General features: G+C 66.3%; 6 protein-coding genes. 1 reads left to right on the top strand and 5 read right to left on the bottom strand.

The features are described from left to right. Positions 1-13: 13 nt before the first annotated feature. The 3 genes from DESPIG_RS09300 to DESPIG_RS09310 all read right to left on the bottom strand — a co-directional run bounded on the left by DESPIG_RS09300 (position 14) and on the right by DESPIG_RS09310 (position 5,385). Complete coding sequence (locus DESPIG_RS09300) at positions 14-3,799, bottom strand: complex I subunit 5 family protein (RefSeq protein WP_006007888.1); 3,786 nt, start codon at positions 3,797-3,799, stop codon at positions 14-16. A 178-nt stretch (positions 3,800-3,977) separates the two neighbouring features. Then, a complete protein-coding gene (locus DESPIG_RS09305; protein ID WP_006007892.1) occupies positions 3,978-4,970 on the bottom strand; it encodes an NAD(P)H-dependent glycerol-3-phosphate dehydrogenase in 993 nt (330 codons plus the stop codon). A gap of 217 nt (positions 4,971-5,187) precedes the next feature. Beyond that, a complete protein-coding gene (locus DESPIG_RS09310; RefSeq protein ID WP_040369785.1) occupies positions 5,188-5,385 on the bottom strand; it encodes a heavy-metal-associated domain-containing protein in 198 nt (65 codons plus the stop codon). 112 nt (positions 5,386-5,497) lie between these two features. Between DESPIG_RS09310 and DESPIG_RS09315 the strand changes: the two genes are divergently transcribed. Beyond that, complete coding sequence (locus DESPIG_RS09315; RefSeq protein WP_040369786.1) at positions 5,498-7,858, top strand: heavy metal translocating P-type ATPase; 2,361 nt, start codon at positions 5,498-5,500, stop codon at positions 7,856-7,858. A gap of 551 nt (positions 7,859-8,409) precedes the next feature. Here the strand turns inward: DESPIG_RS09315 and DESPIG_RS09320 are convergent. Together DESPIG_RS09320 and DESPIG_RS09325 are read right to left on the bottom strand one after the other, a co-directional pair. Continuing rightward, the gene (locus DESPIG_RS09320) at positions 8,410-9,306 is read right to left on the bottom strand and encodes a tRNA (adenine-N1)-methyltransferase (protein WP_006007900.1); all 897 of its coding nucleotides are present in this window, start codon (positions 9,304-9,306) and stop codon (positions 8,410-8,412) included. Between the two features lie 280 nt (positions 9,307-9,586). Next, positions 9,587-12,049 (bottom strand): penicillin-binding protein 1A, encoded by a 2,463-nt coding sequence (locus DESPIG_RS09325; protein WP_006007903.1) that lies wholly within the window; start codon positions 12,047-12,049, stop codon positions 9,587-9,589. Positions 12,050-12,116: the final 67 nt, after the last annotated feature.

The following is a 12,116-nucleotide window of genomic DNA, read 5'->3' on the forward strand; positions in this document are numbered from 1 at the left end:
CGGTTTCTCCTTCCTAGCTCTTGTTGTCTACGCTGGTATTGCCCGGGAACCAGGCCAGGCGGCGAACCAGCCCGCCGTAGATGCCCGAGGGCGCCATGCGGCTGGTGGCCACCTCGGTGGGCAGACCGCAGGTATGCACGTCCACTTCACGCAGCACCACGAAGCGGCGCACGAAGTACCAGCCCGCGGCGGCGGCGATGGCCATCATCACGCTCAGGCCGGTGGCGTTCCAGGCACCGGGGCCTTCCTGCAGGCCCGAGAGGCCCACCACCAGGCTGCCGGCGTTGTAGTCGCCCAGGATGGCGTTGATGGGCCAGAGCATCAGGCCGGGGAAGATGCCGGTGATGATGCAGCCGATGGCCAGGATGGCCATGGGCACGCGCATGGTCAGCGGGGCTTCCTGCACATGATCCAGATGCGTGGAAGGCTGGCCCAGGAAGGCCGCATGCAGGAACTTGGCGATGTAGGCCAGGGTCAGCACGCTGCCCACCAGGGAGAGCAGGGCCAGGAAGGGCTGGTCCGCCTGCATCAGGGCGTGGTAGATGATCCACTTGGACGAGAAGCCGCTGGTGGGCGGCACACCGACCACGGACAGGCCGGCGATGGCGAACATGCACAGGGTGAAGGGCATCTTGCGGCCGATGCCGCCCAGGTCATCCAGGCTGTCGGCGTGGGTGGCGAACATCACGGCGCCGCAGACGAGGAAGAGCAGGTCCTTGAAGAACACGTGGTTGACCACGTGCAGCATGCCGCCCGCGTAGCCCAGGGCACCGCCGGCAGCCACGGCCAGCACCATGTAACCGATCTGGCTCACGGTGGAGTAGATGAAGACCAGCTTCACGTTGTTGACCAGCAGGGCCTGGGTGGCGGCCATGACGATGGTGATGCCGCCGATCCACATGACCACGGTCTGGATCAGTTCATTGGGCCAGGCGGCGCTGACGCCGATCATGGCCAGGCTGCCGCCCATGAGCATGAAGAGCTTGATGAGGCCCAGGATGGAGCTCTTCAGCAGCACCGAGGATATGTAGCCGGACACGGGCGTGGGGGCCAGGGCCGGATGCATCTGCCAGTCGATGCGGAAGGGCAGCTGGGCGGCCTTCATGACGAAGCCGATGGCCAGCAGGGCGGTGCCGCCCCAGACGACCCAGCCGGGCAGCAGGAAGAGCTTGGTCAGGTGCTGCATGGACTCGGACGAGAACGGCGTGGCCGGACCGAGCACACAGACGCCCACGAAGATGAAGCCGGCGCCCAGCACGTTGAAGAAGAAGTACTTGAAGGCTTCGCGCAGCGAGGCCTTGTCGCCTTCATGGGCGATGGCCATGTAGAGCGTCCACGAGCTCATGATCTCCCAGAACAGGAAGAACTGGAAGAGATAGGTGCTGGCGGAGATGCCCACCAGGCCGCCGCACATGGCGGTAAAGGCACAGTAGAAGCGCCACTGGGTGTGGCTGTGGGACATGTAGCCCTGGGCGTAGAAGACGTTCAGGGCGCCGATGAGCGGCACGATGAGTGCGAAGCAGTAGCTCAGGGTATCCAGGTCGCGGCCCAGGAAGATCACCAGGACGGCGGTCAGCAGCAGCACGAAGGCGCTGGAGCGGGCGGCCCAGATGGGGTTGCGGCGGAAGAAGGCCGGCAGCAGGGCACCGAACACGGGCACGGCCACATAGACGGGCCAGGGCGCCATGACGGACTGGAGCACGACCAGATCCATGGAGGCCGGGGCGAAGCAGGACGAGGCCACGGGGATGACCAGCGTGAGCGGGGCCCAGGGAGCCAGGCCCAGCAGCAGGCTGAGGGCGGCCAGGGCCATGAGGGCGCCGCGGATGGACCACGGGGCCTCTTCCACCATGGGCAGGTCAGCGGGGCGTTCCTCGAAGACCAGGGTCTTGAGGATGCGCACGTAGTAGATGGCGCCCACCAGGGAGCCGATGAGGATCAGGGCCGCCAGCGCGGGATGACCGGCGTGGATGGCGGACTGGATCATCAGGTATTTGCTGAAGAAGGCGGTGAACGGCGGCAGGCCCATGATGCAGATGAGGCCCACGGCCATACAGCTCACGGTCCAGGGCATGCACTGGCCAAGACCGCGCAGGTCGGCGAGCTTGCGGCTGCCGGCCCGCAGGATGAGGGCGCCCGCACCGAGGAAGAGCAGGTCCTTCATGATGGCGTGGCTGAGCATGTGCGACAGGGCGCCGGCCGTGGCCAGCCAGGTGCCCATGCCCAGCACCAGGGCGATCTCGCCCAGCTGGCCCAGGGTCGAGTAGGCCAGCATGCGCTTGATGTCGTCCTGCTTCAGGGCCATGAGCTCACCGAAGATCAGGGTGGCCGCGCCCATGAAGGTCAGGATGGAGCCGAACCAGGACAGGCCGAAGACCTCGGCCTTGGCGAACAGGGCGCCGTTGGTCTGGCCCAGCAGCAGGACCACGATGCCGAACATGCCCATCTTGGTGATGATACCGGACAGGGGACCGGACACCGAGGAAGGCGCGGCGGGGTGGGCGTCGGGCAGCCAGGAGTGCAGGGGCACCAGACCGGCCTTGACGCCAAAGCCGACGAGGCAGAGCAGGGCGGCCATGTTCAGCACATGGGGCGAGAGCAGGGCGCTCTGGATGCGAACATCGGCAAGGCCCAGGCCGCCGTTGCCCAGCAGCAGCATGCCGGGCAGCATCAGCAGGGCGCCGCCCGCGCACATCAGGTAATATTTGAAGCCCGCGTCAAAGGCCACGCGGTTGGCTTCGTGCACCACCAGGAAGTAGGAGGCAAAGGTCATCAGTTCCCAGTAGCCGTACATGGCGGCCATGTCGGGCGTGGAAACGATGCCGGCCAGAGAGGCGAAGGTCAGCAGCAGGAAGAACCAGTACCAGCCCTGCCGGTGGGCGTGGGCCATGTAGCCCAGGGAGTACACCGAGACGATGAAGGCGATGAAGCCGATCATCACCAGGAAGAGCAGGGCCACGGGCGCGGGCGCATCCAGCGTCAGGGTCGCGGCCAGGGCGGCGGCACAGGCCAGCACGCCAAGGTGGGGCATCCAGCGGAATTTCGCCCAGGCGGCCACGCCGCAGACGAAGGCACCGGCAAAGTAGATCCAGAAGGCGGGATGCACGGTGGCGTGGGCCACCTGCAGGCCCGCCCAGCCGGCGGCCACATCCAGCATGGGCGCGCGGGCCAGGCCCATGAGGGCCACCAGCACGCCCAGCACCAGGGTCAGGGCGTCGGAGCGGCAGCTGGCGGGAGCATCGCCGTCACAGGCGGCGCTACAGGGCTGCAGGAAGCACTGGCGCAGGGCGTCCACATGCAGGGCGATGAGGACCGTGGCCGTGACGGCCGCCAGCACGGTGCAGAACAGGCCGCAGTGCAAAGGCAGGGAAGAGGCCAGTATGCCCTGGGTGATAAAAAGACGCCCTTCCGGGATCAGGAAGGGCGAACCGCCCACGCTGGCCATGAGGCCGAGGGCGAACAGGGCACCATTGACGGGCTGGAGTTTGACGGCCCCGCGCAGGGCCGCGAAGGTCGCCGACGGCGCGGCGGGCCCGGCCAGGGAATTGAGGGCGCTCCAGCTCAGGCCGCGGGCCAGCAGCTGGAAGGCAACGAACAGCCAGACGCCGGTACCGGCGGCAGCATTGGCCGCACCCAGCGCCATGCAGATGAGGCCCGCGTCATGCACGGCCCCCCACAGGATGAGCCGGCGGGCGTTCTGCCGCTGGCGGATCGCCTGCCATGCGCCGTACAGCAGGAACAGCAGGCCCGGGATGAAAAGAATGAAGGAACCGCTTGCCGTGTAGGATGGTATTGTCATACGCGCCCCATTGTCTGCCGGGTAAAAAGTACAAAATTATTGCAGAGGACGTGGATGCGCGTCATCTGCCCGTGTTTGCCCTTCCGGCGGGATATCCTCGTGAAAAAAATTTTTTTCACGATTAGCCAAAAGATACGCGACATTCCTGACTGGTGCAAGCCTCTTTTTGGCTTGCTTGTCATTCCTGGCGCAAAGTCCTCGTCATCAGACGCATGACCGCTTTGCGGGGGGATTCGCCCCCGTGCAGCAGGCCCTGGACGGTATCGGTCACCGGCGTCTCCACGCCCAGCCGCCGGGCCAGGTCGTAGACCGCCGCGGTGGTCTTGACCCCCTCGGCCACCATGCCCAGGCTGGAGGTGATGTGCTCCAGGCTCTCCCCCTGCCCCAGACGCAGGCCCACCTGCCGGTTGCGGGAAAGGTCGCCCGTGCAGGTCAGCGCCAGGTCGCCCAGGCCGGAAAGCCCCATGAAGGTGGCCGCCTGCGCCCCGCAGGCCTCGCCGATACGGCTCATCTCGGCCAGGCCGCGCGTCAGCAGGGCGGCCCGGCTGTTGTGGCCCAGCCCCAGCCCGTCGCAGACGCCGGCCGCGATGGCCATGACGTTCTTCAGCGCGCCGCCCAGCTCCACGCCCAGCACGTCGGTGCTGGAGTAGCAGCGGAAGGTGGCGCAGGAAAAAAGTTCACGCAGACGGCAGCCCAGGGCTTCTTCCGCCGTGGCCAGCACCACGGCCGTGGGCTGGTCGCGCACCACCTCGGCCGCGAAGGACGGCCCGGAAAGCATGGCGTAGTGGAACGGCCTGCCCGCCAGCTCTTCCGCCACGATGCGGCTGCACGGAGAGAGCGTGCCCAGCTCCAGCCCCTTGGCGGCATTGATGAGCACGGGCTCGGCGTGCAGATGCTCCCGCATGGTGTGGAGCCAGCCGCGCAACTGCTGGCAGGGGATGGCCAGCAGGAGGAGCTCCGTGCCCAAAAGCTCCGGCCCCGTCCCGGCCTCAAGGTCGGGATGCAGCGCGAGCCCCGGCAGGTAGCGCGGGTTCTCGTGCCGGGTGTTGATGGCCTCGGCTACGGCGGCATCGCGCAGCCACAGGCGCGTCCTGTGCCCGCGGACTGCCAGCAGATGCGCCAGGGCCGTGCCCCAGCTGCCGCCACCGGCCACAGTGATGGTGTGTCGCATGTTCTCTCCTGACGATCTGCGGACAATAAAACTCTTCGTTATTACGGCTTTTGTGCCATCACGGCAAGTAGGGAACGCTTGTTGCCCTATACGTGTAGAATCATTGGAATAAATCAGAAAATATTTTATAAGATATTTTCTGGGGATAAGGATCCTGCCGTTCGGGGACAAAAAAAGGCCGCATGCGCGGCCTGAAAAAGATGTGTCGGTCGTGGGGCTATTGGGGATCGAAGCCGATGTCGAAGATGGCCTGGCGCAGGGCGGCCTCGTCGACCGGAGCGCTTTCTTCGTAGCGCAGTTCCTTGGCGTCCAGGTCCACCACGGGGTTGCTCACGCCGGGGATCTTGGCGGCGGCTTCTTCCACAGCGGCTTTGCAATGGCCGCAACGCATGCCGTTGACTTTGAGGATCTTCATGCGACACTCCTTGCTGTGTTCCCACATATTGATTTTCATTTTCAATGGGAGCACCATCAGGAATAATACTGCCGGAACGGAGCGTCAAGACCACCGGCAGGCAGGAGGTTTTATGGAAACGCGAAAGGCAGGTCCCTTGCGTTTTGATATCGGCGGCATGCATTGCGCCGCCTGCTCCTCGCGCATCGAGCGCGTGGTAGGGCGTATGGAGAACGTGGAGCGCATCGCGGTCAACCTGGCCACGGCCAAGGCCCAGATCTGGCTCAAGCCGGGCACGGAAAGCGCGACGGTGCCCCTGATCATGGAACGTGTGGCGGGCATGGGCTTCAGCGCCGTGCCGTCACAGGAAGAGGACGTGGCCGTCCAGTACGAGAAAAAACGGCAGCAGGACGAAAAAGACCGGCGCGTGCGTCTGGGGCGGCTGGGCCCCATGCTGGTCTTTGCCGTGCCCCTGCTCATCCTCTCCATGGGCCATATGCTGGGCATGCCCCTGCCCGTCTGGCTCGATCCGCATCACGCGCCCCGCACCTTCATGCTGGCGCAGCTGGCCCTGACCCTCCCCGTGGTCTGGCTGGGCCGCCATTTTTACCGTGAAGGCCTGCTGGCCCTGGCACACAAGGCCCCCACCATGGACAGTCTGGTGGCCGTGGGCACGGGCTCGGCCCTGCTCTACAGCCTGTGGACGACCTTGCTGGGCCTTGCGGGCAGCGAGCCCCAGCTGCGGGCCATGAACCTTTACTATGAGTCCGTGGCCGTTCTGCTGACCATGATCGAACTGGGCCAGTTCCTGGAGGCCACGGCCAAGCGCAAGGCCGGGGACGCCATGGGCGCGCTGCTGCGCCTGACGCCGGAAACGGCCCTGCGTCTGGAAGCTGATGGCCAGAGCCGCGAGATCCCGCTGGCCGAGGTCATGCCCGGTGATACCCTGGTCATCCGGCCCGGCGCCCGCATCCCCGTGGACGGCAGCGTGGCCGGCGGCAAGAGCGCCGTGGACCTCTCCCTGCTGACCGGGGAATCCATCCCCGTGGCCGTGGGCCCCGGCGACAGCCTTGTGGCCGGGAGCGTCAACGGGGAGGGCGCCCTGACCATGACCGCCGAGCATGTGGGGCAGGACACCCGTCTGGCCCGCATCATCCGGCTGGTGCGCGAGGCCCAGGGCAGCAAGGCCCCCATCGCCCGCCTGGCCGACCGCGTGAGCTTCTATTTCGTGCCCGCGGTCATGGGTATCGCCACGCTGGCCGGGCTGGCCTGGCTGGTCTTCAGTGACGAGCCCGCCACCGTGGCCGTCACGGTCTTCGTGGCCGTGCTGGTCATGGCCTGCCCCTGCGCCATGGGCCTGGCCACGCCCATGTCCATCATGGTGGGCACAGGGCGCGGCGCCCAGCTGGGCGTGCTCATCAAGAACGGCGCGGCCCTGGAGCAGGCCGGTCACGTCCGGGCCATCGCCGTGGACAAGACCGGGACCCTGACCACCGGCAAGCCCGTGCTGACCGGGGTCATCCCCCTCGCCGCCCATGACGAGCAGGCCCTCGTCACCCTGGCCGCCGCGCTGGAGGCCCGCTCCGAGCATCCGCTGGCCCTGGCCCTGGTGACCGCAGGCAAGGAACGCGGCTGCCCCGCCTGCCCGGTGGATGCCGTGGATGTGGCGCCGGGCCTGGGCATCGCCGGTGTGGTGACGCTGGACGGCACGGCTTGGCGCGTGGCACTGGGCAATGCCGCCTTCATGGAACAGAACCGCATCGCTCCCGATGCCGCCGTGCTGGAACGGCTGGCCACACTGGCCGAGGCCGGGCAGACGCCGCTGCTGCTGGCGCTGGCTCCGGCCCGTGCCGCCCTTGCCGATGCCGGTGAGGACGACGGCGCCCGCTGGCAGTGGGACGACCTCCGGATGGCGGGCATCCTTGCGCTGGCCGATGCCCTGCGTCCCGAATCCGCCGCGGTGGTGGCCCGTCTGCACGAGATGGGCATCCGGGTGGTCATGCTCACCGGGGACAATGAACGCACCGCCCGGGCCGTGGCCCGGCAGGCCGGTCTGGATGACGCCGACGTGGCCGCAGGACTGCTGCCCGCCGAAAAGGCCGAGCGTATCCGCCAGCTCCAGGCCGAAGGCCTTCTTGTGGCCATGGTGGGCGACGGCATCAACGACGCCCCGGCCTTGGCCGTGGCCGACGTGGGCATGGCCGTGGGCAGCGGAGTGGACGTGAGCGCCGAAGCCGGGGACGTCGTGCTCATGCGCGGCGGCATGGAGGCCGTGCTCACCGCGCTGGCCCTTTCCCGCGCCACCATGCGCAACATCCGCCAGAACCTGGGCTGGGCCTTCGGCTACAACCTGCTGGGCCTGCCTGTGGCCGCCGGTCTGCTGCATGTCTTCGGCGGGCCCATGCTCTCACCCATGATCGCCGGTACCGCTATGGCCCTGTCTTCCTTCTCCGTGGTCAGCAACGCGCTGCGACTGCGGTTTTTCAAGGTATAGGCGGGGGCTGGTTGTTTGCAGGGGGGGAAGGGAAACCTTTTTGGAAAAAGGTTCTCCCTTCCCCCCTTGCATCCCCCCATCCTTTCCAAAAACTTTTATCTTGAAGGATGGCAGTGGCGGGAGGGGCGGCGGCCTGGTCGCCGGCTGCCGGTCTCCATCAGGCAGGACAGGATATGCATGAAAGGCCGTGACCGGATCGCGGCGAGCGGGCAGCGGTCGCCTGAAAAGAGAGTGCGGTCACTCCCCTTGTCATCTCTCCGCTCTATCCAGATACCAAAAAAGAGAACGTCCGAAGACGTTCTCTTTTTTTGTGCGGGCAGGCCGGGACGATGGATTTCCATGAGCGGTGGCCCCGGTGCTGCGGGCGTGATCTGCCGTTGCTATTCGGGATCAGGGCCGCGTTATTTTCTGCTGTGAGGCAGCGACGGGGACCTGCCATCCCGACCAGGAAAAAGTTTTTTCAGGGTGGGGGGAGAGCACGAGAGGGGGGAGGGACAGTTTTTACAAAAAACGTCCCTCCCCCCTCTCGTTCAAAAAAGCGTTGCGGCCAACTATTCGTCGTCGCCGGCGGTCTCGCCGTCGTCGTAGGGATTGGTGCCGCTTTCGGCAAGGCGGGCCTGACGGGCGGCTTCCTGCTTGCGCTGGCGGGTGCCCAGGGGGCGGCTGTATTCGAAGTCGGCGCTGCGCTCCTGATGGCGGCAGAAGATGAGGAAGCCGGTATGGGCGTTCATGCGGTCTTCGGGGCGCAGACGGTCAGCCACGGGCTTCCAGTTGCGCATGAGGATCTCGCAGACTTCGATATCGGCGAAGGGGCCTTTTTCCAGCCCCATGAGCAGCTTGCTGACCTGATCCACGGTGGGCACGAGGAAGCCGAACATGGCGCCGGGCTTCACGGCCTTGACGGCATGGTCGAGGTATTCCCAGGGGGTGCGCACGTCGAGGAAGAGGGCATCGGCGTTGTCGATGCAGAAGCCGTCGGCGATGTCGCGGTGGACGATCTCCACGTTGTCGCCCACGCCGGCCCATTCGAGGTTGCGGCGGGCCAGCTTCATGAATTCTTCGCGGGCCTCGTGGCTCACGACGCGGCCGGTGGGGCCGCAGAACCAGGAAAGGCCGGTGGTCAGGCCGCCGGAGCCGCAGCCGGCCTCGATGATGGTACGGCCTGGACCGGCGCCGAGGCGCAGGCAGATATAGGCGATATCCTTGGGATAGATGATCTGGGTCTGGCGCTTGAGGCCCTTGAGGCGGTCGTGCAGGGTGGCTTCCAGCACACGGATGGGGATATCCAGGCTGGTGCGCACTTCGCTGCCGAAGTTGGCGGCATGTACGGCTTCGGCGCTGAGGACGCCGTCGTTGCTGTGCCAGTCCTGACCTTCCTCAAGGCGCTTGATGTAGCGCCGGTCCTTGTTGGGGGTGACGTAGACCACCAGAGAGCCGTAGGGGATCATGTGTTTCCTTGTGGTTGGAGTGGGTCGGGCAGGGCGCGGGCACTGCCCGGAAAGGGGCGCCGCAAGGCAGGGGATGCCGGGCGGCCGGGGCCTTTCGTTATGGTCCGGGCCTGTCCGTCCGGGAAAGGAGGGCAGGCGGATCCGAGACTGTCGCAGCGCCGGGCTGCGGGGGCTTCGTGTACATCAGGCGGGGCCTCCTTCCGGTGGACGGAGGCCCCGCAGTATGCGTGCGTTTGTTTTTTCAGGAGCTGCCCCTGCCGGGACAGCAGGGTGCCGGGGGCTAGAACATCTGCCGCATGAGGTCTTCGCCGCCGCCGGAGGTGTCGGGGGCCGTCGGGGTACTGCTGCCCGTGGCCGGATCCTCGCTGGCATTGTCGATGGCCGAGAGGCCGGGACCGGGCACGCCCTGGAAGGCCAGGCCATCCTGCATGGTGATGCCGGGCGGCATGGTGAAGTCCTGGGGCTGGTCGTTGTACAGGTCTTCGATCTGGCTGCGGTAATAGCGGAAGATGGGGGCCGCGGTACGTCCGCCCTGTTCCTGCTTGCCCAGGGACTGGAGCTGGTCGAAGCCCACATAGACGCCCGTAACCAGAGAGGGCGAGAAGCCCACGAACCAGGCATCGTTCTCGTCGTTGCTGGTGCCGGTCTTGCCGGCGATGACATGGCCTTCCACGCGGGCACGGCTGCCGGTGCCGGAGTTGACCACGTTCTTGAGCAGGGTGGCCATCTGGTAGGCATTCTGCGGGGTGAGGGCCTGCCAGTGCTGGATGTCCTGGCGGTAGAGCTCGCGGCCGTTGTTGTCGGTGATGGACGTGATGATGCGCGGGCGCACGCCCAGGCCCTGGTTGGCGAAGGCGGCATAGGCCTGCGTCAGGTTGAGGGGCGAGACGGCCACGGCACCGAGGCTGATGGACAGTTCCTGCGGGAAATGGGGCTCGAGGCCCAGCATTTTGGCACGCTGGATGACGTTGCTGATGCCCACCTTGTGGGCCAGACGCACGGTACAGGTGTTGCGGGAAAGGGTCAGGGCCTCATAGAGCGGCATGATGCCGCGGAAGTTCTTTTCGTAGTTGCCGGGGCGCCAGACTTCGTTGGTGTAGGGGTTCACATAGACGAAGGGGCCGTCCAGCACCGAGGACGTGGGCGTGAAGCCGAAGTCCAAGGCCGTGGAGTAGACCACGGGCTTGAAGCTGGAACCGGGCTGGCGCCGGGCCTGGGTGGCACGGTTGAAATGGCTGTCGCCGAACTGGTAGCCGCCGATGAGGGCCACCACGTCGCCGCTCTGGGTCTCCACGGAGGCCAGAGCGCCCTGCACCAGCGGTTCCTGCTGGAGGAGCAGGGTGATGGGCTTTTGCGGCGAGACCATGGCGGGATCGAAGTCCACGGTCTTGGTGGCGGCTTTGCCCTTTTTGCCGCCTTCGGCCTGGACGGTCACGGGCGCGGCCGAGACCATGATCAGGTCGTTGACGTTCAGCACCTTGCGGGCGTCGCGCACGGCGGGAGCGCCCCAGCCGGAGATCTTGCGGTTGGGGGTACGGGCCCAGGACATGTTGGCCACGGGGATGTAACCGGTGTAGCCCTTGCCCAGCATGACGCGGGCGCCCTTGGCGTCCACGGCGGTGACCACGGCCTGCACCCAGGCCTTGCCCATGAGATCGGCTGGAGCGAAGGTGCTTTTTTCGCCGAACTCGGTCACCTCGGCAGGGGAGAGCTTCTTGACCGGGCCGCGCCAACCCTGGCGCTTGTCCAGCTCTTCCAGACCGCGGCGCAGGGCCGCGCCCGCGGCATCCTGCTGCACGGGATCCATGGCGGTACGCACGGTGAGGCCCGCGGTGTAGACGTATTCCTCGCCGCTCTTCAGGGTATCGATGCCCAGGGTGCGCAGGTTCTCTTCGGTGAAGAATTCCACCAGCAGGCGGCGGGCTTCTTCGAAATACCATTTGGAGGCCCCGCCGCGGTTCTCGGGCATGCTCCAGTAGACCAAGGGCTCGTTGATGGCCTGCTGGTACTGTTCCTCGGTGATCCACTTGAGGGTGCGCAGGCGGCCGAGGACGTACATCTGGCGGGCCTTGGCGGCCTCGGGATGCCGGAAGGGATTGTAGCGGCTGGGGGCCTGGGGCAGGCCGGCGATGACGGCGCTCTCGGCCAGGGTGATGTCGGAAGCGTGCTTGCCGAAGTAGGTCCGGGCCGCGGCCTCCACACCGTAGGCGTGCTGCCCCAGATAGATATAGTTGAGGTAGGTCTGGAGGATGTCGTCCTTGCTGACGGTGTGTTCCAGCCGGTAGGCCAGGATGGCTTCCTTCATCTTGCGGGTGTAGCTGCGTTCCGAACTCAGCAGGAGCTGTTTGATGATCTGCTGGGTGATGGTGCTGCCGCCCTGCTGGCCGCCGCCGGAGGCCTTGTTGCGCAGGTTGTAGATGAAGGCGCGCACGATGGCCACGGGATCGACACCATGATGCTGGTAGAAGGAATCGTCTTCCGCAGCCAGGAAGGACATGGGCAGCCAGGGAGACATCTCCTTGAGGGTGATGCTGTAGCGTTTTTCCGTGGCGAGGGTGCCGATGGTGGAGCCGTCACGGGCCAGGATGACCGTAGCCTGCGGGGCTTCGTAACCGGTAAGGCGTTCCAGGTCGGGCAGGTCGCGCGAGGCCCAGTAGAACAGGCCGGCCACGGCGGCGCAGCCGAGGATGCCCAGCGTGAACAGCAGGCCAAAGGACCAGAGGAAGACTTTTTTTACGTTCATGGCAAGGCGGATACCGTTTTTTTGTCTGCGCGTAAAGGGAGGGCGCGGGGCGCCGCGGGCCGGGAAA

Source organism: Desulfovibrio piger ATCC 29098 (assembly GCF_000156375.1).
Lineage (GTDB): Bacteria > Desulfobacterota > Desulfovibrionia > Desulfovibrionales > Desulfovibrionaceae > Desulfovibrio > Desulfovibrio piger.